Origin of the sequence: Chryseobacterium gregarium DSM 19109, from assembly GCF_000430845.1 — a bacterium.
Taxonomy (GTDB): Bacteria; Bacteroidota; Bacteroidia; order Flavobacteriales; family Weeksellaceae; genus Chryseobacterium; species Chryseobacterium gregarium.
This window is the reverse complement of sequence record NZ_KE387264.1, coordinates 219,700-244,860: the sequence shown is the minus strand read 5'-3', so window position 1 is coordinate 244,860 and position 25,161 is coordinate 219,700. Positions and strand designations below refer to the sequence as shown.

Here is a 25,161-nt window from a genome sequence, read left to right as displayed (position 1 = left end):
TTCGAAAAATAAAGATTATATGAAATTTGGAAATTTTCAAACTTGAAGAGTTGCTACAATTTTTTAATCTTTGTTTAATTTCGCTTTCATTTCACAAACTACTTTCAATAAAAGTTCCCGTCCTTCATCTGTTTTACTACTTTCTAAAACAAAGGAATTCAATAAATCTTCTTTAGTATCATGTGTTCCTTTTTCATAACCTTTATCATGCTGGTATTTAGCAATAATATCTTCTAAGTATTTTATTAAATCTTGTGCTAATCGAATGAAACACAATTGAAAAACGAATTCGAGATCTTTTTCTTCCATGTCTTCTACGCCTTCAATATCTTTAGTGTAAGTATCAATAAGTTTTTCACCTTTTTTCTTGTATTCACTATTTATAGAGCAAAATTTTTCATAGGAATTTACTTCAAATATGTGTGCAAACTTGTTTCTAATTTCGGCAAATAGTTGAAATTTATTTTGAATATCCTTTTCTGCAACTGTCAAATCGCTCATCAAAGTAAATTTGTTATTGAAAGATAACGCATAAGATGTCATTCCAAAACTTTTACTTTCACCTATTTTCAAGCCAAGTAAATGGCTAAGTGCTGATGAGGTTCCTGATTCTAATATTGTTCCATATTCTATAATAAGAGCACGTGTTGTCATTGTTTTATTATTTTGTTTTTCAAGTTTTCAGAACACCGTTATCATAAACATATATTTCTTCATCAAAAATATCAGAATAATTTATCTTTATTTTGGTTTTTTGTAAAAGATTAGTTAAATCGTTAAAATTCTTTATAGCCTCATCACGGTTCTCGTATTTAATGACTTCCCTTAGTTTTACAGTTATTATGCAAGACTCTGTATTTATGGGGATCACGCTATTTGACAAGTCAATCCCTGCTATTTCAAAATATTCTGTCATATTCATATGTGGTAGGGTGCTCATGTAATTTCCTAGGCTAGAATATTTCTTGCCTTCCCCAGTTATTACGGATAGGCTTTTAATCAGGACTGGTCCTAATCCAAAACTGTGTATTATTATTTTGAATTCATCAGGAGATTGACTTCGTATTAAATTAAAAGCAGGGAATACACTATTTTTATAGTTCTTATTATTTCTTTCATCTTCAATTTTCACCAACTGAAAAGTTATATAAGTTAGGATTATTAAATTGGCTATGCCAACAATTGAATTTAACGTTCCACCAATATAATCCCCAAAAACACCCCACATTGAGGGATCATTAGAAACACTGTAGTCTTTGAATTTGTAATAATATATTCCTACAATGAAAATTACCATTAATAGTACTAGAAATAAGAGAATGTAGATTAATGATTGTGGATTAGAAGTTTTTTTCTTAGCCATAATTAATAGTTTTGCAATAAAAATTTAAAATATTTGAGACGGTTTAAACCTAATATGATAAGTACTAAGTATCTATTACAAAAGTAATAATATTCCGAACGATGAATTTCAGTATTTCGGTTTTATATTTGATCGGTAAATTATGTTGTTGAGTTAATTAATTATTTTAGAATACTACTATGCTTATATTTGTACAAAACTAAACAATGAAATCTTTTATTCCCGAAATTATGAATGCAAGTGATTTTAAATTAAATTTTGGTATGATGTCGCATGATATTGACGTTAATACTTTAATTGGAAGCCTTGTCTACACATCAACTTTAATTCAAGAGATCAACAAAGAATTGAATACTGACAGAAAGATTGAAATTAAAATTAAAGCACTTGACAAAGGAAGTTTTGAAGTTCACATCCAGTTAATTGAAAGTGTTTTAGAATCCCTTTTTAATCGTAATAATATTGAGTATGGAGCTGCCTTAATAGGTACTTTAGGAGGATTGTATGAGTTCGTAAAATTTCTTAAGGGTAAGAAACCGAAAAGTGTTGTAGAAAATACTGGAAATGAAATCACAATTATAAATGATGAAGGTCAAACATTGGTTTTGAGTCAAAGTATTGTAAATATTTACAATAATAATAGTAACGTCCGTAATACAATAGCAAAACAGTTCAATACTTTGGAAAAAAGTGAAGACATACAAAGTTTTGAAATTAAGAACTGGAAGGATGAAACTATTGCAAAAATTCCAAGCTCTGAATTTCGAGAATTAGCAATAAATTTTGTAGATGAAGTTCGTGAACTTACAGAGGTTGAAACATTAACTGGAGAAAAACTGTCGATTATAAGACCAAGCTTTTCTAAAGATTTAAAATGGGATTTGGTTTATAAAGGAATTAAAATTTCAGCCTTTTTAAAGGATGAAGCTTTGCTCAAAATGGTGGATAATGGGGATAATTTTGCCAAAGGTGATTTGATGGTAGCTGATCTTGAAGTAACCAAATTTTATGATCCAGATTTAAAAACTTATATGATTACAAAAGATAGTTACAAAATTTCAAGGTTTATTGAACACATAAAGATAGGGAAAATAGGTAGTATTTTTTAGATTTTTATAGATACAGAAAAGAAATTCTTCTTAATTAATTTTTCAAATCAGAACAGATCAATTCAGACAATTTAACTATTTGTTTAAGTTCAGTTGATGAAAAGTGTGTTATTTCTTTATGAATAAAATTATCTCTCTTTTCTTTCAATTTAAATAATAACACGATATTAGGATTGTTCATCTCCAATATTTCAAAGTATTCTATAAATAAAAATGCAATGCAAGACGTCCATGTATATTTTATAGATTGATTTTTGTACACACGCTCCCTTTCTGAAGAATAACAAACAAAGTCAACAGCATCAAAACCAATTGTTTTTGGCTCGTGTTTGTAAAAATAATTTTTAAATGTTTCAATAAAATTAAAAAAAGATAGAAAAGCAATATCTATAGTATTCTGAATTTCTAGATTAATATTAGCTAAATTAAAGATATTAATTTTATTTTTTGCTTCAAGCTCTAATATAAAATCATTGTACTCATAATCTCTGTAATCATTATTTTTTGCTTCAACAAGCAATTTTTCAATATTGTAACATTTTTCAATCAAAGTTTTTATAAATACTTTTTTTTGTAAAAATTCTATTGAAGATTTAAAGTTTATTATTACATCACTGTATGTACTACTCTCAGAAGGAAATTTAAAGAGGAATCCATCGGCTCCCTTATTTTGCAATTCTAGTAAATTCCAAATCTTATTTGTAGCACTAAAAATAGCAACCTGAATGCCTGGATTTTTATTCTTAATTAAATTTAGGATTTTTAAACCAGAAAGCTCTTCAGTTTTTGTATTTTTATCAAAATCATTATCACATAGTCGTAAGTCTAAAATAACTAAATCTGGATCAAAACTTTCTAATATTTTAGTAAAATTATTCTCGATATCCAAATACTCTAATTTCTTATAGGGTAGTTCCATTGTTTTAAAATCAGAACTATCATTTCTATTTAATATTTTATTTAATATCGTTTTCCACCCCTTGTCCCATTCATCATCAATATATAAGATTTTACTTTTCAGTTGAGGGAGAATATAGGAATTAGAATCTTTAATAATACTATTTTTTGAATATTCATATTTTGTTGCTAAATATTTATAATAAAGCATTGCTGTAATATCCTCTGAAACTTTATCAATTTCACTAACTTCAGATAATTCTAAAATATTAGCCCAATTTAAAATACTCCATTCATTATCTACTGAATGATTTGATAGATAATTTGCAGGAGGTAAAACTTTAATTTTTTCAATAAAAGATGTAGTATTGTTAATTGATTTAATTTGCTTAGATTCTAATCTTTGTGTCATTTTACCCAAATCTTTTTTAGTATCTCTCATAAGATAGATACCATCAGTAAAAAGGATTTCAGGTAATTCAGCCGTAATACCTATGAACTGAAATGATTCCTCTCCAATAATGACAATTGGAAGTAATGATTTTTCTTCTAAAAAATTACTTAGACGTATATGATAAGCTATTCTTAAACCATAATATTCAAGATAATTATCACTAAGCCCTAATTTAATAAAAATTATATCTGCCTTTAATAATTTTTGTCGTATAACTTCATTTAATAAACTATTGCTAATATATTTATCAATATCATCTATTTCGCTATTCTGCTCGAATAAAACGATTTGTTCTGATATATCAAAACAATCATTATCACTTAAAGCTGTATTTTGGCTGTGAATTAAAATTTTATTCATCGTTATTACATTGATTCAAAAATTAATAAGTCAATTTTATTTTTCAATTCTTTCATTTCTAATTCATTAAGAGACTTACCTTTATCGCTTAACCAATCAATATTAATTTTTTCAGAAGTGTAATCATTTATTTTTAATTCATTTACCAAAATTTTTCCACTTTCTTCTTGTGTCTTGATTAAATTATTGCGTAAATTAAGTAATGAGCTCAGTAACCAACGCTCACCATATTGCAAAATTAATAGATTAATCTGACCATTAATTTGATTTTCATTTAAGAATTTTTTTAAATTATGAGAATAGAAAATTTTAGAATTAATACTTAAGAAAGGATATAAATTGTCATTATAGTAAGATGTACTAATCCCTCCCGAAAAAAACACTAGGCTCTTCTTATTTTTCTGACAAAAAGCTTTCAAATTTGACTTTTGAATGTTTGAAAGTGCAGATGCATGGAAAATAAGACATTTGTATTGTTCTAATTGAAGGAAATTTTTATGTGTAATATCATTTAAGATATTAGTAAGATTCTCTCCAGTAGTTAGGTCAACATTTGTATACTCATCAAGGTCAAATTTAATATACTGCTCTTTTCTATTAATTCTATCTTCAATTAATAATATATCACTATTCATTATTTATAAAATTTAAATATATATTTAAAACCCTCTGAAGAACTTTTCAATTTATAAGGTGAAATATTTTTTGATGATAAGAAATTGACTTGGTAAGTGCCTTCCGAAAAGGATGATTCTATACTCCAGTCGCATAAATTTTTTAGATAATTTGAAATTGTACCAAAATCTCCTTCTTTTAAAGTGAATTTCGAATCTTTAAATGATTTACCTTTTGCATTTGATTCAAAATGCATTATTTCTAAACAAAAATAATCTTCAAAATCATACCCTATATATCCAACGTTTGGATATTGTGGTCTTTTTTGAATATTATGAAATACTAATTCTAATGCTTTATAGAGATAATCTACATCGGTATAAAAATTTTTATTAGCTAAATTCTCAATTTTCAAAATATTAAAGCCATTTAAATATGTTTTATGAAGTGAAATAACTATGTCTTCCAAGGTCGAATTTTCATCCCTAATTTCAATTTCATTTTTAAATAAATCAATTACATTTTTGAAACTTTGAATAAGAAAACTCTTACCATATTTTTTTATATTTTGTTGGAATTCTTCTGGTAGAATATAACTTTCTGGTTTATTATTTGGATTACCATTTAAATATTTGTGGAGCTCCATAGAATTCCATCCAAATCTAACATTAAACATACCCCATCCATTTTTAGAAAAATTATCTGAAAATAAAAAAGTCCAAATTTTTGCATTTAGTGGCTTGCTTAATATACTTAAATCGTAGCTGATAGTTTTATATTCTCTCTCTGCCATTATTAAAAAATCCTCGATATTTGCAAATATTTCGGTATCTTTCCCACCATCCCAGGTATGTGTTGAATACTTTAATGCTGTATTATTTGTTGTAAACTTTTTTAAGATTGCAACTAATTTTTGAGGTTGATGGATTACTGGTATTGCTGGTTTAGTTATTTTAATTAATGAACTTTTTTGATCAATAGAACCATTTAATAATTTATCAAATTTAGAATTTAGATTTAGATATAATGAATCTTTATCACCCTTTAACATTTTTAAATAATTAAGTTTTCCTCTTAAAACACTTACTAAAGAAGGGGTTGTCTTAAAATTTAATTTATCTGCTTCATATTCAGATTTAAAAAAAATGCTTGCTCGCTCATATCCATAATTTTCCCACAGATAAATCCATTTTTTCAGTCTTTTGACAAAATGCTTATTAGTATTAACTTTTTCGTTGACTATAACTCCGGTCACTTCTTGTCTAAAGCCTCTTTTTTGTAATCTTGTTTTATTTACGTTAAAATAAAACCCCTCTTGCTGTACTATTTTTTCTAATTCTTTTCTAAAATCTCCATCTACCTGATAAACATTTTGATCTGAACTGAAAGTAATATCATCAACATATCTAGTATATTTTAATCCAAATCTTTTAGCTACTGCAGAAAGATAATAATCTAACCTCTCGCAAATTATATTACTAATTACTGGGGATGTAGGAGCACCTTGTGGTAGAACATTTTTTTGATTTTTAATCCAAGTTCCTTCGACAAATCTTTCTACTTCAATAGAATGACAACACAATGATGCTACAATATTTGCTAATTCTAACTTATTCTCTTTTTTAGAAAAATTAAATGGTTGAACTTGTAATCTGCCCCAAACTCTTGCCTGATCAATCGAATAAAAAAAATCTTTTAAATCAATATTGAAAACATAATTTCTGTTAACATGAATTTTAGCATTATCAACAATACTCCGTCCGGAAATAAAACCAGTCGCATATTTTGAGGGATTCTTGTAAACAACTTGGAGAATTAGGTTTAAGCATTTTTGTATAACCTTTAATCCATTATTAGGAGAAAAGATAATTCTGTCACCTCCAGATTTTTTTTTAACAATAAAAGAGTTGTATCGAAAGTTATTGTAGAGTGGATTAATATGATAGTTAAATTGCTTAAGAGAAATAGGATGAGCTTCTTCTCCATAAATTTTCTTTTTACAGAAATTAATAAGTTGTAGCAAATCCAACTTATTATTCATTTTATAAAAAGAATTATAAATATATATTTTATCTTTTGAATCTAACTCCATAAATTAAAAATGAGTCTGCAATATTTTCTTTGTTTATGAGATAAAATTAAAATTAGAAAAATATAGTAAAAACAGTTAAATAGTAAATCTAGTAAGAATAACTTAAAATAACATTCAGTTCTAGACTTTCATCTAAAACAGACCAATCATATAATTATAAATAAAAATTTATAACAACTGGCAAAATCAAAATTTCGTGCAAACTCATTTTATTAAATATATACAAAGTTAATCATTCTTTTTACAAAATTATATTTATTTCTAAATTAACATTCTAACTAATTATTAGATATTTTACATTTCGTTTTTCATAAAACTACTAACCGTTAGTCAATGAATACTCAAAATTCTTCCGATTAACGAGTATGAAACGTTTTTATCCAAAAGATCCTGAATCTTCTTTTCCTGCCAAGTAAGTTTTGTCCTTTCAGATTTGCATCCTTTTTTACGACTTAAAATCACATCTTCTGCCCTTATTCTCGCTTAAGGCTATTTAGTTCTTAAAGGTATAAATTCCTTTGTAATTCTGCCTAGAATCTAAAGGCAAGCACTAATACTTTGGAGCTAATATCACTTCTCAAACGGTAATTAACCTTGATTGTCCAAACAACCTTAATGTGTCCGTCTGCCTGTCTTTGCTATAATGTATCAGTAATCATTGTTTTATTTTAATCATATCGTTTAAATTCTATAACAATTAAATAATATGAACAAAGACCTTCTTTTTTTTAAATCTTCAGACAAGAAGATGGGACACTAGACAATATACCAAGAGTAAATCAAGAAATAAAACCTAAAAATCAAGACTGTAAATCTCACAATCATAAGCTTGGAGATTCAAAATAAGTTTTGGTTGCATTTAAAATCCCAACTTTAAGTTGGGATTTTTTACTTTTTGGATATTAATTAAAATTAGAGTAACGCTTTAAAGCTCATCTTTGATTACCAGTTCTTATCCTAAACGTTTTATTTCCTCTTTACTTTGAATTTTTCCCCTCAAAATTGACATATCATCACTCACTTTCTTATCCAAAATCTTCGCATAATGCTGAGTGGTCTTTATATTTGTATGCCCAAGCATTTTGCTTACGCTTTCAATCGGAACACCATTTGACAACGTAACTGTCGTGGCGAATGTATGTCTTGCGATGTGAAATGTCAGCTCTCTATTGATTCCACAGACGTTCACAATTTCTTTGAGATATGAATTCATTTTTTGATTACTGAGAACGGGAAACAAAACATTTGAATTTACACATTCTGGGTGGTCTTCATATTTTAAAATCAGTTCCTGTGCTAAAGGTAATAATGGAACCCTAGTTGAGGTGTCGGTTTTCTGACGATGCGTGAATATCCATTTGTCACCATCTATTCCAATGTTGACGTTAGATTTCGTCAATTTCTTTACATCTACATAGGCCAAACCGGTATAGCAGCTGAAAAGGAAAATATCACGTACCTGGCTCAATCTGTCTGATGCAAATTCCTTTTCATAAATTGTCTGAATTTCCTCTTTTGTAAGATATGGACGTTCTACTACCTTAAGCTTTGCTTTGTAGCTTAGAAAAGGGTCTTTTGAGAGCCATCCATTTGCCATACATAACCGAATGATCTTTTTGAAATTCTTGATATACTTTACTGCCGTATTGTTAGCACATTTACGTACACTGCGAAGCCAGAAGTCATAATCCATAATAAAAGCGTGGTCGATCTTTGTAATGTCAATATCAGAAGTTTTATATTTCCAGATTAGGAATTCCTGCGTATGCTTTAACGATGTTTTATAACGCTCCAATGTTCCGGGCGCAAAATCCTGACCAACCAGTGCTTCTACTTTATCATTGTGATCCTGAAAAATAGGAATGAGCATTCGTGTAGAAACATCAGTTCCAAGCAGTTTAGATTTTAAACCTTCTGATGTTACAAAGTCTTCTTCTTTCAGCATCAAATAATGAGAATCGTAAACTTGTTGTTCCAAAGTTTTAAGATAGACATTAAGCGTTTTCGCCTCCTGAGAGTTGCCAACTGCTTTATGTGCTTTAACATCCCATTTCTGTGGGTCGATGTACCTTTTAGCGGCAATGTCCGCTGCCTTGCCATCTATCGTGATTCTTAAGTAGATGGGAGCAGTTCCGTTTGTTCTGATTTTATTCTTTTTTATAAAGAATAACAGGTTGAATGTTTTGTTCATAGTGTGGTAACTTTAATTGTTAATAATTTAGTTTTTGTTACCACTTTCTGCAAGATGTACAATCGTTAGACTGCCTATTGGTCGGGTTTCCCTGAATTTTTCGTGACCCATTTTCAAATTTTCAGGATGGGTCACGGAATAGGTCATAAAAATCGTGACCTTTTTTGATTTTTTTTGACTCTAGCGTAAAACAAAAAACGCTGTAAACATTGATGTTTACAGCGTTTTAGCTTATTTTAGTTTCTCAACCAGCGGAGAGAGAGGGATTCGAACCCCCGGACCTGTTACAGTCAATAGTTTTCAAGACTATCGCAATCGACCACTCTGCCATCTCTCCCTAAACTCCGATGGTAATGGTATCGTCGTTTTCAGTGGTGCAAATATAGAAACATTTTTAATTCTGACAAAATATTTTTAAACAAACATCTGAAAAAGTAATCAGGGCCTGTTTTACTGATAATTTTAAAACTGTATAAAAATTCTAAAAGCTGATTTTAGCTCTATTATTACCGGTTTTCAGATTCAGGAGATTAACATCCCTCTGCAAATGTGTGTGATCACTATAACCTTATCTGAAATAAATTATTTTTGAAAAAGTCAGCCGGGCTTTCATCATCTTACATTTCAGAATACCATTTCATTAACCGTTTTTTATTCCGTTTTACGGAAACCCGTAACGGTATGACAGGAAGCATGAGTAATTTTGGAAATCATAAATAATTAACAAAAAAACTTTCAATTATGGGCTGGAGCTACAGAAAAAGAATAAAAGTAATCCCGGGAGTTCATCTCAACATCAGCAAAAGCGGAGTATCCACCACCGTCGGTAAACGGGGCGCCAGTGTCAATTTCAGTTCGAGGGGTACGCGGATCAATAATAATTGGGTGAGCCTCTTTAAAAAACTGTTCTAGCTGGCAGTTTCATAACAGGGCCTTTGTCACGGTTTGTGAGGCGGCCCTGTAAGATTTTCCTCTAATGTTGGGGGATTTCAATTTCCGATATGATCAGTCTGCTCTGTTCCAGCTGCTGAATGACTCTGGAATCTGTACTGAAGAAATCAGTTTTTCGGAAAAGGTTTTCATAATAACCGATTCCCTGCAGAAGGTTATCTTTAAAATTCTTCCATTTTTTGATCTGGGCATTGGTAAGTGCTCCCGAAAAGTTCTGTATTTCTTTTTTAAGGTGTTCGACATACATTTTCAGTTCATTGACAAACATATTCGGACGGTTATTGTCCGGGAGGATATTTTTATTTCCGTAAATATGCCGCACCATGTCCGAAAGGGAAACTTCTTTATCAAAAAAAGCCAGGTTAGGCCCCGGACAAATCACCACCCCCTGTTTTTCACCTTTGACCGGGAGGCCCTGTTCGAGATAAGCGGCATTGACCAACCCTACACAAAGGCAGGCTTTTTCAGTAATGGATTCCTTTCTTTTCTGAAATGCCTCTTCAGTCAAGCCTTCCTTTTCAGCGTCGAGCTCCCGGAACTTGATATCCTGGTATTTTTTCGATGCCGTGCACATGCCTTCCGGTGAATATTCCCTGCTTAAGGCCAGGAATTTTTTAGGGCATGAACTTCCGTACCGGTTTTTTTTCTCCTTTTCATGCCGGATGATTTCATTGGATGTCCCTTTTACGGTATTAAAGGGCACCCCTAAAGGCGAGAGGTTGCTGAGGTAAAAGTCTTCTTCTTTTGACCGTATAAGCAGTTCCCTCGTCTCACGGTCAACGGAAGTAGCTTCCGGAACCAGCAGGAACGGAGAACCCCAGCCCACACTTTCGATATTATACGTTTTTAAAAGGAACTCATGTTCTTCAGAAGTCCCCACCCCGCCCTGAACGGTAATTTTCATTTCCGGAGGCACGGAAACAGAATATTTCTGCTTCTGTTCCAAAGCTTCGGACATCAAAGCGTAAGCGGACTCAATCAGTTCATTTTTCTTCTGCGTGAATTCTTCCAGGATCGTTCCCAGCAGAAGCCCTTCCGTAGCAAAAGCATGCCCGCCGCAGTTCAGCCCGGATTCTATCCTGTATTCGGAAACCCAAAGCCCTTTTTTAGCCAGGAAGTTTCCCTGGACCATGGCGGAACGGAAATCACTGACCTTCAGGATAATCTTTTTCTTAAGAATCCCTTTGTTATCCGGGAAAAAATCATCAAACTCTTCGAGATAACCGTATAACCTGGGATTCATTCCGGCAGAAAGCACCACGGATGAAGAGAGCCTGCTGTTGGCAAACCCCCGTAAGGAGGCATGGGCATCGTTATAGAGGACTGGCAACGGCTCATTGTTCTTAAAATTATCTTTATCCACTTTCGTCATGATATTGACGTCGATATTCCCGGGAGAAAGATGCTTTTCAATAAAATTTTTAACAGAGGCGACGGTAGGGTTCTGATCCAGCATATTCTTCAGGCCGGCTTTTACCTCTGAGGTATTCGGGAGCATTTCCGTAAAATTCCTGAGTGCTGCTGCATTCCTGGAGATTTCGTCTTTAAACGCCTCGAACTTTTGATTCACAATACCATCTACCATGTCCAGATAGGCGGTAATCCTTTTGGCCCGGTAATCATCAATCTTTTCGGAAATACTCAGATCGCCGAGATTGAATTTTTTACTGTAAAAATTTTTCATTCTTTCTATAATCTCATCATCAATTATAGAAATTACGGAAGAGATTCCGTACTGTGCCACACGGATAGGGGTGTCTATCGTGTAAGCCAATCCCATAACGGGAATATGGAAATTGTGTAAAGGCTTTTTGATCATTTTTATATTGATTAAATAATGTCTTACCTCTAAATTCCCACCAATTCATTCACTGGTGCAAAAATATCCGTTTTAAATGAATTATGCATCAGATAAGAGATGAATTTCTCAAATGATGTATAAAATCACGTTTTGGATCATCCGGATTCTCAGCAGGACTCTATTCGCTGCCGTTACTATGAACTTGTAAAATTGATTTAAAGTCATTAACTCTTGCAGATTATGAAAAGTTTATCAACTTTCAATACTAAAATTTATGTATGTCCTAAAAATAAGTTTCGGGCAAATCAAAGATTTGCCCGAAACTTATAGTACCTTTTATTATTGAAAAACCGTTTACCTGATCATGATTTGTTTCCTGAAGATTTAGCCTTGAGAAACATAAAAGCCAATCCTAATCCGAGGCCGGCAAGAGCTGCCATCCTTGTTTTTCTGGAAACTGCCGGGAGAATGGTTTCCCCGTAAATCCTGTGAGGGTCCGGCGACGGCTGCAGCACATTTCCTGAATCCGACGGAGCATTTTTTATTTTCATCATCAGCCTCATCCCTGCGGAAGCGGTATTGATGACCGGTTTAGGAAACATTTTATAGGCTGTGGTAAGAATCTTAGACATCATGTCCGGGAACATTTCCTTGCGGGGATTTTTGGCCAGTTCCACAAATTTGGCAGCGGTATCCCTAGGGTCTGCTGCAAACGGAGGAATTTTAAAATCCAGCCCTGAAAACTTAGCCGAATGCATATTTCCTGTAGAACGCTGGATCTGGGGATAGATATTGCAGATATGGACATCAGGGAAATCTGAAATTTCCCCGTGCAGGCATTCCATCATTCCGCGGATCCCGAATTTTGTTGAGGAATAGACGGCACTGTACGGGGCCGGCATAAAGCCCCCTATAGAAATATTATTAATCAGTATTCCCTCTTTCTGCTTTTTAAAAAGCGGCAATGCACTGTACGCACCATGCATGTATCCGAAAAGATTGGTCTTGATGACCTGCTCATTCAGATCCATCGGGATTTCTTCAAACTTCCCGCTTGCCATGACCCCTGCATTATTAACCCATATATCTATGCGTCCGTTAAACTCAAGTGCCTTGTTGGCCAGATTCTGAACATCTGCAGCAATAGACACATCGGTAGGAACCCCCATGGCGGCAACACCCAGATCCCTGCACAGGGCAACGGTTTCATCCAGTGCCTCTTTGCCTCTGGCTGCCACAATAACATTACACCCTTCGAGCGCAAATGCTTCGGCAGCCGCTCTTCCTACTCCACTGCTTCCTCCGGTAATGACCACTGTTTTTCCTTCAAGGGTTCTTTCAATGCTATGATCTGATTTCATTTTGTGAATATTTTTTTGGTTGATTACTGTAATCCACCTATTATTATGCCATTAGAATGTTTCACACTGTAATAATAGTTTTTATCTTTCAGGAATTTAGCCCGTAACAGATAAAGCTGACCCGATAAATTGTGCATACAAGCATATGGATTCAACATAAAAAATCCCCTTTTGATAAAGGGGATTGATCCTGTTATTCGCCAAAGCTTACTTTGCTGTCGAAGAGCAGCCTTCCGTCAAAGGGTTCACTCCAGAAAATTTCTACATAATCGTCAAACCGGTGGATGTGGGCCTGGACCACTTCATGTTCTCCGGATTCATTTATTCTTTCTATGGTAAGGTCTGACCCGATCCCGATTTCATCTTTTCGGAACTGTAATTTATAATCTTCTGCATCTCCTTTTATAAAATCTTCTTTTCTAAAACTTTTTTCTGCCATGATACTATTTTTTAAGTAGTACAGATACAGAATAAACTGTGCCAGAATGAAAAACTATTAATTTTTATTAAAAAGTCTTAATTTTTTCTTAAACATCTGTTTGACATAATTTATGGCACAATATTTTAATACTGTTAGTTACTCATGTTTAATTTGAGTTTTCATGGTTATTAGTTTTTATCCTCAGATCCTATCTGGGGATTTTTTTGTGGAATTAAGCCAAGAGCAGTCTGAATTTCAGTCATGGAATTATTTAAAACTTTTGAAGTTTATTTTAATTCCGCTCTCAAATGTTATAATGATCATATCTATTTATATGATTTAAATCTGTCCGATCTGAAAAATCAGCGGGGAATCATATTTTAAATACTTTGAACACTTTGTAAGGGTATAAATAAAAAAACAGCTTAATAAAGCTGTTCTTATGTATTATTTTTAGTTTGATCAGGGATTATACTGCATACGCTCCTTTATTCTGAAATACGTTAATGCCTTCCACTTTATTGTTCTGCGTATTGTAAATCATTTCTACGGTAAAATGTGAAACTTCATACAGCACATATTTTACTGTATTGATCGTTCTTTCATTCATTACGCGCCCTTCATTCATCACCAGACTGCACTGATCCTGATCCGGCATATTTTTAAAATCGTAATAAGAAATATTCATAGCTGTTGTTTTAATAATTTCTTTTAGATATACACAATTTCTTTGCCAACTTACAGTAAAACGGTTAATCGTTTATTTAATTGATAAAATTCAATACTGATTATATTAGCCACGTCCATCTGAAATTTCCCGGATCATCCTGAAGGTAAGGTTTATTCTCGGTTCCAGTGCCTTTTCAGACTTTGCAATACGGTGCTCCCAGTGTACCTGCAAATCTCCTTTCATGATCAGGAGCGAGCCATGCTGAAGCGGCAGGCTGTATTTATTTTTACGGTCATCCACCTTCCTGAAATCAAAATTCCTTACCTGCCCCAGGCTTACGGATGCAATAACCGGGCGGTCACCCAGCTCACTCTCTTTGTCACGGTGCCATGCTACCGAGTCATTTCCGTCACGGTATAAATTAAGCAGTACCGTATTGAATAAGTATCCGGTAGCTTTTTCAATTTTTTTCTTGAGATTCAGCAGTTCGGGCGACCACTGGCTGACCCTAAACTCATTTCCGCCCAGATGATAGGACTTGCTTTCATCACCGTACCATGCCGTCAGGCGCGGAGTCTGAACGGTTTTATCATATATTTTCCGGACATTTTGCTTCCAGGGCGTAGCATCCATAAGTTTTTGCAGGAGCTTACCGGCTTTCTTCTCATCCAAAAAGCCTGCGGTATATTCCAGCAGTTCTTCCGGAAAACGGTAATATTCATCTGGATTAAATAAGCTCAACTGATTCATCTTCCTTCCCTTTATTTTTGCTTAAGATCTTTATTGATTTGTTTTTCGGCATTTTTAGCTTTCTGCTCCTGGGCTTCTTTTTCCTTTCGCTGCTGTCTCCGGGTTTTCTTTTCAGCCCTTTTTTCCTGACGGATCACTTTATTGGTCTTTTTATTATAGACAGCGTCAAGGATCCCCTGCCCTTTTTTGCTGAAAATTTTAATTTTCGGTTTTTCATGGGTTCCGGTCACCACTACCGGGAAGCCGATGATTCCGCCCGGAAGAATCCCTATCCTTATCCTCAGGTCAAGCAGCCCGTTGAAACTGGAGGTGCCGCTTACCGTTGGTCTCAAAATCGAGACCTTAAAGGTAAATTTATCGACATGGATAAGATTGTTCTTGATGTGGGTTTCGATGTTCACGCCCTTCATATCAGGGTCATTGAATGCTTTTGCCCCGATATTGTCACCTACCGCAGAAAGCATCTTAAGGTCTTTAACCTCCACGTCTCTCAGATTCACAATCCCGCCTCCTTCGAGAGACGGATAGATAGGCTTCATGTTTTTATCAAAATCGCCTTTCAGTTTGTAATCTATGGAAACAATTCCTTTCACATTTTTGGCAGCTGTTGCCATTTCACGCACCATATCGATTTCCTTGTAAGCCCTCTGCACATTAAAGTCCAGCACTTTAAGCGCTACATCATAATTCGCCGTTAACGGAGATTCATCCTGGTACCGCGCATCAATATTCATCCGACTTCCGATAATATCAAAAGAGGTATTCTTAAGGTAAACCTGGCCTTTTCCCACCGAAGCGGTTCCCTTAATATGATTCAATCCCAATCCTTTGAACTCAACTTTCCTCGCATTTACATTTAAAGCAACATCAAGGTTTTTCGGGACAATAACGACACCGCTGCTTTTCGGATTCTCTACTTTTGCGTATTCTACGTCTATGGATTTTTTATCATTATCCCCGTTCTTCAATGCCATAAATTCATCGATCAAAATGTAATTGGAGTTCAGACCGAATTTCCCGTGGAGCGTTCCGCGCCGTTCGATAAAATAATTGATGGTATTCAGAAGATAGCCGTTCAGTGCGAAATCTGATTTTCCGTAGGTGGCAAAAAATTTCCTGAACCACATTTTCTCATTTTCAAACTGGAAGTTTCCTTCTTTGATAAAAAATGACTTGGGCAGGTATTCGGTTGTGGCTTTTATATTTTTTAAGATCAGGTTTCCTTTGTTGTCAAGCTTGCTGTACTGTCCGGTTGTCGCATAACTCTGGCGGCCATTCAACGACAGGTCAGCCATGATCAGACCGCTTATATCAAATCCTTTTTTCGCAAAAACCTTATAAATCCGGCCGACGTTCAGCACCCCTTTTGCACGGACTTTATACAATACATCTTCAAAGTTCTGAAGATCCGCATTAATAAAGACCGGATTGCCTTCAAAATCAAATTTAAACGGGGTTAATTTAACGCCTAAACTTTTAAAGGTCCCATCGGTATTGATGATATTGGCGACCATATTGATATTCCGGATCGGATTCGGATAGTATTTTGTTTTCAGCCAGCCATTCTTCAGGTTAAGATACCCGTCGGTTTTCGGGAATAGTTTTTTATCCAGACTGAAAATCCCGTTGGCCTTAATATTTGTATCCATCATCCCCATGACATCAATATCCTTAAGCCCTAACGCCTGGTCAAGGGTCTGCAGGTTCACGGCTCCTTTAATATTGGCATTCACCGTCATTTCATTCAGTCCTTTGGTCTGTACGACCGCTTTAAAGCTGTTGTTCGGGCCCAGGTCAAAACTCAGGTTTTTAAGGTCAATGCCCAACTGATCGGTATCCAGGGAAGGAAGGTCAATATTCAGGTCCATATTCAGATGGTTCATCGGAACCGGTGCTTTTCCGTTGGAAACATAGCCGTCCTGTACAAAGAGTCGTGCATTCAGCCTCGGTTTCCGGTTTTCCGGCCCACTGAACTTACCTTTTAAGCTGAAAAACAGATCGCTGTTCCCCTGTATTTTGGTATCTTTTGCCCAGTTCAGGTATTGAGGCGGCAGGACCGAAATCATATCCCGGATCGTTGTTTTTTCCGAAGCCGCTTTGATATCGAGGTTGTAACCGTCTTTCAGAATACTGACGAAACCTGTAAATTTTAACGGCAGATCATTGATCCTCAGCTCATTTTTCCTCAGTACAAAGGTCAGGGCGTTGGTATTGATTCTGGTAATGAGATCTGCATGAAGCGTTTTCTGCTGGGCATAATAAATCCTGTTCAGGCTGAAATCAAGTTTATTGATATCAAGATCGGTTTCCAGATCGAAAATATCTTCGCTCAGCCCTCCCCTGCCGGTATAATTGAGTCCTTTGGCATCTACCAGAACCCTCGCTGCATGGTCATTGTATTTGATATTCCAGTTCTTCAGCTTGATCAGGTCCAGTTTTATTGAAGTTCCCGTACCCGCAGTATCTTTAGGCTTTTCAGAAGGTTTTGAGACATAGACATTGTAATTGGCCTCCCCTTTCGTATTGACGAATATGTTGGCATACGCATCCGTGACGTATATCTCGTCTATTTTCACCTGCTGGTCGAAGATCAGATTTTTAAGGTTGATCCCTACGGAAACTTCCCGGGCGGCCAACAGGGTATCATTCTGGAAAGGCTTGGACCCTTTCAGTAAAAGATCATCTACGGAAACGGTAAGCGACGGAAAATGCCTGAAAAAAGTAAGGTGGGTCTTCCGGTAATCCAGCTTGCCGGCCAGATGCTTATTGGCAAATATCTTTACCTGTGCCGAAATGGTTCCCGGGAAAAGGATGGGCAGGATAAACATCAGAAAAAGAATGGATGCTACAGAAATCCCCGTCCATTTAAGGGTTTTCAACATAATTTTTTTAAACTTTTCCATCAACGGACATTTTTGCGATTAACTGCTTAACAGTTATCTAAAATCAAGCCATTGCCGTGGGAATGCCAGCCCGAAAATACCACAGCCAGTAAGTATTGTTTAAAAATGAGACAATTGGCACAGTTTATTCATGAATTCACCAACCCATAAAATACAGGTATGAATTATCAGGAAGCCGTAGAGCATAAAAAAGAATCTTTTAAGAATGCAGATGAATCTGTTTTGAAACTGTTTCACGTTGTGATTACCCCGGCCAATACGGATGAAAGCGCAAAATATATTGAAGATTTCCTGCAGTCGCCGGAATCATTTACAGATGAAAGCTGCAAGGATTACTGCTCTGACGGAAACTATGAAGTCGTAAGCTTTAAAAAGGAAAAGGACAGTTAATAAGCTGTTTTACACCGTCTGAAGCTGAAAACCGGATATCATTTCAGCATACGTTCAAGTTCTGCAATAAATTCTGCCTGCGCAGGATTTATTTTTTTGCCGGCTTCTTCGGTATCAAACCACTCCCACCGGTCTACTTCAGGGATTTCCAGTTTTTTTCCGGAGCGCGGCGGCCAATCGATAAATAAAGTATTGCTGTATAATCCTGACGGTTCAAGATCACTTTCCAATGCCCAGGCATGCACTGTTTTACCGGATTTCTGTTTTATGGGCTGCAGTTCGATAAAGTTTCCCTCTATGCTTTTTCCTGTCTCTTCTTCAAACTCAATACACGCCCGCTCCAGTAAGTTTTCCCCTTCTGATGCTTCGCCTTTCGGAATTGACCACGCCCCGACCTCTTTATTCTTCCAGAACGGCCCGCCCGGATGCACCAGGAAATAGAAAATCTTTTCCTTCTCTCTTTTAAACAATAAAATGCCTGCGCTTGTTTTCATCGAATTTTATGATTTTAGGTTTAACCATATAAACATACCGTAATATTTTATATAATTTAAAAATCAGTGAATTTTAATTTGATATGATTAAGCAATAATTTTATCTTTAAATGTATCATTATTAAGATCAAAATCTTTTTCCGCCAGCAAAAAGTATTTTTTTCCGGCAACAGAATCTATAATTTTTTTGTATTAAGATTTACTGAATTTGCAGAGATCTTTTTGCTGAAAAATTTTGAATATTCTTCTTTGATGTCTATTAAATCGAGCGTTTTATATGATCCATTCCTATAAAAAATCAAATACCATGGATTTTTATATTTTGGAACTGTTATGACTTTATTATTTTTCTTAAACACGATAATTTTATCGTCATCATAATTTGTGTAAGGAATTTTTAATGAATCCAGATAGCCTGAAGCTTCAGAAAAATAATTATTGGCATCATCTGCTATGGGGTAAAAATCCTCTCCGTTCTTCTTTTTAAGCGCTTCCAAATGCTTGTCGCTTGGAGAAATAAAAATGACATCGTTCTCTTTCAAAAAACAGTGTCAGATTTTACGGAAGCTGTTGTTATTTTATCCTGGGACTTGATGCAAGCTGTAAAAAGTACACAGATGAGTGCAGTTATAATCAGATTCCTCATAGGTGATTGATTTATTTCAAGATGATAACGGTGGTTTTTATTTATTCAGCCGAAATGTTTTAATTCTTTTTCTAAATATTAAAAATTCTACAGTTGTAAAAAAGAGATAAATTATTGAAAAAATCAGAATATTTCTGAATACAGTAACTGTATTATTGTCAAAAAGCCCGTCAGTTACTATGCTAATCATTATAAAAATAACACAAAATAATGGTATTCCTAAAAATGTTAACAAGGACAGATAAAGATTATTTCTAATTCTATCGGTCAGATTTAGAAAAATGGCAAGCGAACAAAAGACCATGGCAATGAGGTATACAAATGAATACGCTAAGTTTAATAGTATATCTAAAATTTGTAAAACCCATTTAAAAAAATTCTCCTCAGCGTGATCTTGCTCTGCAATTACTATTCTATAAGCAATGAATAAAGCAAGACTTATTAATATGTTTATTAACCAAAACTTAAATATAATTCTTCTCATTTCTGGTACTGAAATCTGTTTAAAATCAGGATGATGTAATAGAATATAATGTAATTACTCTTCCCATGTAAGATCTGAATTCAATTTCTCATTTTCAAAATAGCATTCAAGGATAACCCAAACATTATTAATCCTCTCCGAGGTAAGTTGTGGGCTAATTTCACTATTTAAAATGTAATATTGCATAGTCTCTAAAGGTAACAGGAAATCTACAACTAATTTTTTGTTCAAAACCCCTTTTTGTCCACAAGTTAAAGCCTCCATATCATTATTTGAATTGTTTTTCATATTTATTAGATTAATATTCAGTTCATTATCCTCACCGGAGAGGTCACCATAACCCCATAAAAAATTCAGCCCTTATCATCAAAAGGCTGTAATGTACCGAAAAAGTCTAAAAATATAAAGAAAATCTGTTAAGCTTCTGCCATTAACGGTTCAGCTGCAGGATCCTGTTTTTTAAACTTTTGAAAGAAATAGATATTCCAGAGGATCATTTCATAGCCGTATACAGTATCTTCAATGGGAATGGTAAGGATCCTGACCCCGAGGAATTCCGCAGGATGGTAATTCACGATCGGTGATTCCAGACCGGTGCCGGTGAGGATGCCGTTGACCATCAGAAAGCCGGGCATCAGCATTAAATAGATAAAGGAAGCCTTGCCGATCCATCTCGACTGCAAGACAAAATACAGCATGAATAATGTAAAAGCTGTCGTAGCTAGAGTCATGGAAGTGTAAATCTTTTCACGGAAATAAACAGCCCCGATCACGGAGAGGATAATCGCTGCAATGACGAAAATCTTTTCGGGAAGCGGCTTCCAGTCCAGTCTGAAAAATTTGTTCAGGCAGAAATAGGTGAAGATGCATGAAAAAGGGATACAGAAAAAAAAGAGTATTTCTTCAATAGGAAGGTCTAGAATTCTTACCCCGACCAGGTAACGGTCATTGAACCACCACACCCCTATGCCGGTAAACCAGGCATCCCAGATGATGAATACCAGTGCTACAATGAAGGAAGCTTTCAGAAAAGCCCCGAAATGCCTGCTGAATTTCAGTTTATGGTGAAACGAAAAAATAAAGCAGATAATAACCGTAAAAAAATTGATCAGCAGGTAAGTATAAGACAGCATGGATTATTTGTTTTTATTAAAGTACATCTGAAAATATTTTACCGGCACCCAAAGGAAACCGAAACACTCGCCTCTTTCTTTTCCCGTATGTTTATGGTGCTGCTTGTGCGCACGCCGGATGGCTAAAAGGTATGGATTTTGGGTATCGCGGAGCACTTTTATCCTTTGATGGATGAAGATATCATGAACGAAAAAATAGGCCATCCCGTATAAAGTAATGCCCAATGCAATGTAAAACCAGTGGTTAAACCCCTGGACTGTACCGTAAGCCATCAGAAGAATAGACGGAAGCGCAAAGATAAGGAAGAAATAATCATTCTTTTCCATAGGGCCGTCATTGCTGTGGTCATGGTGATCTCTGTGCAGTGCCCAGAGGAATCCGTGCATAACATATTTATGCGTTAACCAGGTTATGCCTTCCATCACAAAAAAGGTGATTACTACAATTAGAAAATTCATATGAACGGTTTAAAATGGAAATTTTAGTCTATAAAAATGAAGTCTTGTACTGTACATAACTGCTCATCATCAGGGAAATCTTGGCACCGTTGGATATCCTGATCCTCTCACTCAGGATTGCGTTTGCAGATTTTCTCTTGATCTTCCTGAACAGTGAAATGTAATAGCGGTACGCCAGGTAAACCCCGAACCTTGCGGAAGCCGGAAGCTTTTTGATGCCGACCAGTGCTTCCCTGAATTCTTTTTCGATTTCCTTTTCAATAGACGATTTGACTTTATTATCAAACAGGGAAAAATCGAGATCCGGGAAGTAACTCCTTCCTAAGGTATGGTAATCATCCTTCATGTCCCTTAAGAAATTCACTTTCTGGAACGCCGATCCCAGAATCATCGCGTACGGTTTCAGCCTTTCAAACTGTTCTTTGTCGCCGTTAACGAAGATTTGCAGGCACATCAGCCCCACTACTTCTGCTGACCCCAGAATGTATTCTTTATAAAGATCTGAATTATAATCGATTTTCTGAAGGTCCATTTCCATGCTTTTCAGAAACTGGATGATCAGCTTCTTATCAATAGCAAAACGGTGTACGGTCTCCTGGAAAGAATGCATGATCGGGTTCAGGGAAATCCGGTCTTCCAGAGCCTGGAACGTATCTTCCTTGAATTTTGCCAGTAACCTTTCCTTGTCATATTCATGGAAGCTGTCCACAATCTCATCAGCAAGCCTTACATACCCGTAAATGGCATAAACAGGGTTCCTGATGCTGGAAGACAGGGCAAGGATTCCCAGCGAAAAACTGGTACTGTACTGTTTTGTCGTCTCCTTACTGACTTTGTACGCGAGATCATCAAATAGTTTTTTCATATCAATTTATTTTGGTGGCTTCTATTGCAGCTATTTTTCCGGAGATGATGGACGGCGGTACTCCAGGACCGGGAACGGTAAGCTGCCCCGTGTAGAAAAGGTTTTTTATCTTTTTGTTTCTTAATGATGGTTTTAAGACGGCAGTCTGGGAAAGCGTGTTGGCAAGGCCGTAGGCATTTCCTTTGTAGGCATTGTAATCTTCCTGGAAATCTTTGATGCAGTAGCTTTTTTTATAGTCGATTTTCAGTAAAAGATCCGATGCGCCGGTGTGCTTTTCCAGCCTCAGCATCATTTCCATGAAATAACGCTCCCTGATCTCTTCGGAGTCTTCAATCCCGGGAGCCACAGGCATCAGGAGAAATACATTCTCGCCATGTTCCGGCGCTACGGAAGAATCTGTTTTTGAAGGGCAGCAGACATAAAACAGCGGCTTGGTCGGCCATTTTTTATCTTTATAAATTTCTTCGGTATGAAGCTCCAGGTCATTTTCAAAAAACAGGGTATGGTGCTTAAGATTAGGGATTTTTTCTTTGATCCCAAGGTAATAAATCAGGCACGAAGGCGCGAAAACCCTTTTTTCCCAGTACGCTTCGTCATAGTTCCTGTATTCTTCATTAAGAAGTTTTGACTCAGTGTGGTGGTAATCCGAAGATGCAATAATTACATCAAAATCAATCACCTGTTGATTGACCGTTAATGAGGATACCTGCTTATTTTCAACATTGATCTTCTGTACATCCGCATTCAGGTGAAACTGTGTCCCGTGGCCCTCAGCGACCTCTTTCATCGCATCGATGATTTTGGAAAAGCCGCCCATCGGATACCAGGTTCCCAGTTTGTATCCTCCGTAGTTCATTAAACTGTACAGCGCAGGAATATCTTTCGGAGCTGCTCCCAGGAAAATTACCGGGAATTCCATTAGGACAATCAGTTTGGGATGGGTGAAGTATTTCCTTACGAAACGCTGGAAATTGCTTAACAGATCCAGTTTGAATGCACTTTTGGCAATCTTCGGGGACATAAATTCAAACCAGGAATAACAGGGCTTGTTCACAAAATCCTTCATCCCGACTTCATATTTATACTGCGCATCTTTCATAAACTCATCCAGTTTTTTTCCTGCCCCCGTTTCAGTCCCTTCAAAAAGAGCTTTCATGTCTTCATAACTGTGGGGAATGTTCATGGTACCGTCTGAGAATACCATTTCAAACTGCGGGTCTAAGGGCACAAGCGTATAGAAATCGGAAGCTGATTTGCCGAAATCACTAAAAAATGCTTCTATAATATCAGGCATCCAGTACCAGCTTGGCCCCATATCAAAGGTATAGCCGTTGTCAGTCTTAAACTTCCTGGCACGCCCCCCTACCTCACTGTTTTTTTCAAAAAGGTGAACTTCATGCCCGTCTTTTGAGGCATAGGCTGCCGCAGACAATCCTGAGAATCCCGATCCTATGACCGCAATTTTTTTGCTCATACTTAGTTTTTAAATGAATATTCTTCATAGACCGTTTTAATCAGGTCTTTACTGTCTATACTTCTGGAAAAGATCGGATAATGAAAACGGTCAAGCTTATTAAGGATAAGGATCAGATCCATCTTTTCCCGGTAATTAAGGTTTCCTGTTACGATATCTGTAGCCTCTCTTATTTTTTTCATTTGCTTTTCCAGGGCCTGTAAACCTTTTCCGGAGATATTTATAATCCTGTTTCTTTTATCGATATCAGATTCCGTCTGCTCGATCCAGCCCTGTTTCAGCAGTCTGGTGATAATAAGCATCCCTACAGGCTTGTCATGGATATTCTTTTTGATAAGCTCCATTTTTGTCATCGAGCCGAAAGCCTTTAAATTGATGAGATAAATAAAATCTTCCTGAGTGGTAAATTCAGAATCTGAAATAGCAGATTTGGAATAGGTTCTGGCATACCGGTTCAGATGCAGAAGCAGCGTGCTGATAGCACTTTCTGCGCTCCGCCCGTTTTCTTTGCCTTCCCAATACGGTTCATCGAAAACTGTACCAGCTTTGCGGTTTTCCTCATCACATACCCACTTTTTAAAACCCTCTATATCTTTAGGATAAGAATGATTAATGGTAATATCTGTTTCAAACTGTTCCATAAGTCCGATAACATCCTGTATATTCTGATAGTTCATCTGCGGATTAAATTAGTGTACAAATATACTTTTTATTTGTTAAAATGAATATTAATAAACTTATTTTTGAATTTATTCAGATAAAAATAAACTAAGGCACGCATCTTGTAAGTCTACTGGTACACCAATAAAAAAAATGTTATGAACAACGAAAAAACTGTATCAGTACTAAACGATTTACTAAACATTACCAACGACAGGATTGAAGGGTTTTCAAAAGTTGAAGACAAAGTTTGGGAAAACCATTCAGCGTTGAAAAATGATTATGATCAGATGGTATCACAGTCTCAGACCATGAGGTCGGATCTTGTAAGGCTGATCAGCGAAAAAGGAGGAGAAGCGGATAATACAACCAGCACGGCAGGAGCCGTACACAGAGCATGGATCGACATTAAAAATTCTTTTACAGGAAATAGTGAAGAGTCTACGCTTGAAAATGTTGTATTCGGAGAGAAAGCAGCCATCAAGGCTTATGAAGATGCTTTGGAAAGCGGAGATTTATGCCCTGAAAGTTCACAGGTCGTTTCTGATCACTTACATCATTTGAGATCTTCTTATGCTAAATTTGAAAATCTGGAAAAACTTAATTAATAGTTATCAT

At 35.6% G+C, this 25,161-nt stretch carries 24 protein-coding genes and 1 tRNA gene; 4 read left to right on the top strand and 21 right to left on the bottom strand.

All coding sequences use genetic code 11. The features are described from left to right. Positions 1-63: 63 nt before the first annotated feature. Together H561_RS0121360 and H561_RS0121355 are read right to left on the bottom strand one after the other, a co-directional pair. A complete protein-coding gene (locus H561_RS0121360; protein WP_027388796.1) occupies positions 64-654 on the bottom strand; it encodes a hypothetical protein in 591 nt (196 codons plus the stop codon). A gap of 19 nt (positions 655-673) precedes the next feature. Further along, entirely contained in the window at positions 674-1,363 is a 690-nt protein-coding gene (locus H561_RS0121355; protein WP_027388795.1) for a hypothetical protein, read from the bottom strand. A 206-nt stretch (positions 1,364-1,569) separates the two neighbouring features. On the opposite strand from H561_RS0121355, the gene H561_RS0121350 reads away from it, so the two are divergent. Continuing rightward, positions 1,570-2,472, top strand: a complete 903-nt coding sequence (locus H561_RS0121350; protein ID WP_027388794.1) for a hypothetical protein — start codon at positions 1,570-1,572, stop codon at positions 2,470-2,472. A 34-nt stretch (positions 2,473-2,506) separates the two neighbouring features. On the opposite strand, the gene H561_RS0121345 is transcribed toward H561_RS0121350, so the two are convergent. From H561_RS0121345 to H561_RS0121325, 5 genes are all read right to left on the bottom strand, one after another. Next, a complete protein-coding gene (locus H561_RS0121345; protein ID WP_027388793.1) occupies positions 2,507-4,183 on the bottom strand; it encodes a response regulator in 1,677 nt (558 codons plus the stop codon). A 5-nt stretch (positions 4,184-4,188) separates the two neighbouring features. Then, complete coding sequence (locus H561_RS0121340) at positions 4,189-4,818, bottom strand: hypothetical protein (RefSeq protein ID WP_027388792.1); 630 nt, start codon at positions 4,816-4,818, stop codon at positions 4,189-4,191. Continuing rightward, positions 4,818-6,890, bottom strand: coding sequence for a reverse transcriptase domain-containing protein (locus tag H561_RS23530; RefSeq protein ID WP_051349489.1), 2,073 nt, complete (start codon positions 6,888-6,890; stop codon positions 4,818-4,820). The genes H561_RS0121340 and H561_RS23530 overlap by 1 nt, the downstream gene beginning before the upstream one ends. 952 nt (positions 6,891-7,842) lie before the next feature. After that, the gene (locus H561_RS0121330; RefSeq protein ID WP_027388791.1) at positions 7,843-9,081 is read right to left on the bottom strand and encodes a site-specific integrase; all 1,239 of its coding nucleotides are present in this window, start codon (positions 9,079-9,081) and stop codon (positions 7,843-7,845) included. Between the two features lie 252 nt (positions 9,082-9,333). Continuing rightward, a tRNA-Ser gene (locus H561_RS0121325) sits at positions 9,334-9,418 on the bottom strand. A 404-nt stretch (positions 9,419-9,822) separates the two neighbouring features. Here H561_RS0121325 and H561_RS23780 point away from each other — a divergent pair. After that, the gene (locus H561_RS23780) at positions 9,823-9,993 is read left to right on the top strand and encodes a DUF4236 domain-containing protein (protein ID WP_081411713.1); all 171 of its coding nucleotides are present in this window, start codon (positions 9,823-9,825) and stop codon (positions 9,991-9,993) included. Positions 9,994-10,054: 61 nt separating this feature from the next. On the opposite strand, the gene H561_RS0121310 is transcribed toward H561_RS23780, so the two are convergent. The 6 genes from H561_RS0121310 to H561_RS23095 form a co-directional block, all read right to left on the bottom strand. Continuing rightward, positions 10,055-11,851: a hypothetical protein gene (locus H561_RS0121310; RefSeq protein ID WP_027388790.1), complete on the bottom strand. Its 1,797-nt coding sequence runs from the start codon at positions 11,849-11,851 to the stop codon at positions 10,055-10,057. A gap of 344 nt (positions 11,852-12,195) precedes the next feature. Next, a complete protein-coding gene (locus tag H561_RS0121305; protein WP_027388789.1) occupies positions 12,196-13,194 on the bottom strand; it encodes an SDR family oxidoreductase in 999 nt (332 codons plus the stop codon). 193 nt (positions 13,195-13,387) lie between these two features. Next, on the bottom strand, positions 13,388-13,633 hold the full coding sequence (locus H561_RS0121300; protein WP_027388788.1) for a hypothetical protein: 246 nt from the start codon (positions 13,631-13,633) through the stop codon (positions 13,388-13,390). 451 nt (positions 13,634-14,084) lie between these two features. Beyond that, positions 14,085-14,303: a hypothetical protein gene (locus H561_RS0121290; protein WP_027388787.1), complete on the bottom strand. Its 219-nt coding sequence runs from the start codon at positions 14,301-14,303 to the stop codon at positions 14,085-14,087. Between the two features lie 105 nt (positions 14,304-14,408). Next, positions 14,409-15,035, bottom strand: a complete 627-nt coding sequence (locus H561_RS0121285) for an alpha-ketoglutarate-dependent dioxygenase AlkB family protein (protein WP_027388786.1) — start codon at positions 15,033-15,035, stop codon at positions 14,409-14,411. Between the two features lie 11 nt (positions 15,036-15,046). Beyond that, entirely contained in the window at positions 15,047-17,938 is a 2,892-nt protein-coding gene (locus tag H561_RS23095; protein ID WP_051349488.1) for an AsmA-like C-terminal region-containing protein, read from the bottom strand. Positions 17,939-18,097: 159 nt separating this feature from the next. On the opposite strand from H561_RS23095, the gene H561_RS0121275 reads away from it, so the two are divergent. Further along, a complete protein-coding gene (locus H561_RS0121275) occupies positions 18,098-18,328 on the top strand; it encodes a hypothetical protein (RefSeq protein ID WP_027388785.1) in 231 nt (76 codons plus the stop codon). 38 nt (positions 18,329-18,366) lie between these two features. Here the strand turns inward: H561_RS0121275 and H561_RS0121270 are convergent, their stop codons facing one another. The 8 genes from H561_RS0121270 to H561_RS0121225 all read right to left on the bottom strand — a co-directional run bounded on the left by H561_RS0121270 (position 18,367) and on the right by H561_RS0121225 (position 24,560). After that, positions 18,367-18,822, bottom strand: coding sequence for an NUDIX hydrolase (locus H561_RS0121270; RefSeq protein ID WP_027388784.1), 456 nt, complete (start codon positions 18,820-18,822; stop codon positions 18,367-18,369). A 176-nt stretch (positions 18,823-18,998) separates the two neighbouring features. After that, positions 18,999-19,319, bottom strand: coding sequence for a hypothetical protein (locus H561_RS0121265; RefSeq protein ID WP_027388783.1), 321 nt, complete (start codon positions 19,317-19,319; stop codon positions 18,999-19,001). 687 nt (positions 19,320-20,006) lie between these two features. Then, the gene (locus H561_RS0121250) at positions 20,007-20,240 is read right to left on the bottom strand and encodes a hypothetical protein (protein ID WP_027388781.1); all 234 of its coding nucleotides are present in this window, start codon (positions 20,238-20,240) and stop codon (positions 20,007-20,009) included. Between the two features lie 128 nt (positions 20,241-20,368). Then, positions 20,369-21,085, bottom strand: coding sequence for a lycopene cyclase domain-containing protein (locus H561_RS0121245; RefSeq protein ID WP_027388780.1), 717 nt, complete (start codon positions 21,083-21,085; stop codon positions 20,369-20,371). A gap of 3 nt (positions 21,086-21,088) precedes the next feature. After that, positions 21,089-21,544, bottom strand: a complete 456-nt coding sequence (locus tag H561_RS0121240; RefSeq protein WP_027388779.1) for a sterol desaturase family protein — start codon at positions 21,542-21,544, stop codon at positions 21,089-21,091. Positions 21,545-21,572: 28 nt separating this feature from the next. Next, entirely contained in the window at positions 21,573-22,409 is an 837-nt protein-coding gene (locus H561_RS0121235) for a phytoene/squalene synthase family protein (RefSeq protein WP_027388778.1), read from the bottom strand. Position 22,410: 1 nt separating this feature from the next. Further along, positions 22,411-23,883 (bottom strand): phytoene desaturase family protein, encoded by a 1,473-nt coding sequence (locus H561_RS0121230; protein ID WP_027388777.1) that lies wholly within the window; start codon positions 23,881-23,883, stop codon positions 22,411-22,413. A 2-nt stretch (positions 23,884-23,885) separates the two neighbouring features. Further along, entirely contained in the window at positions 23,886-24,560 is a 675-nt protein-coding gene (locus H561_RS0121225; RefSeq protein WP_027388776.1) for a MarR family winged helix-turn-helix transcriptional regulator, read from the bottom strand. A 141-nt stretch (positions 24,561-24,701) separates the two neighbouring features. On the opposite strand from H561_RS0121225, the gene H561_RS23090 reads away from it, so the two are divergent. Then, entirely contained in the window at positions 24,702-25,151 is a 450-nt protein-coding gene (locus H561_RS23090) for a ferritin-like domain-containing protein (protein WP_051349487.1), read from the top strand. The last annotated feature ends 10 nt before the right edge of the window (positions 25,152-25,161 follow it).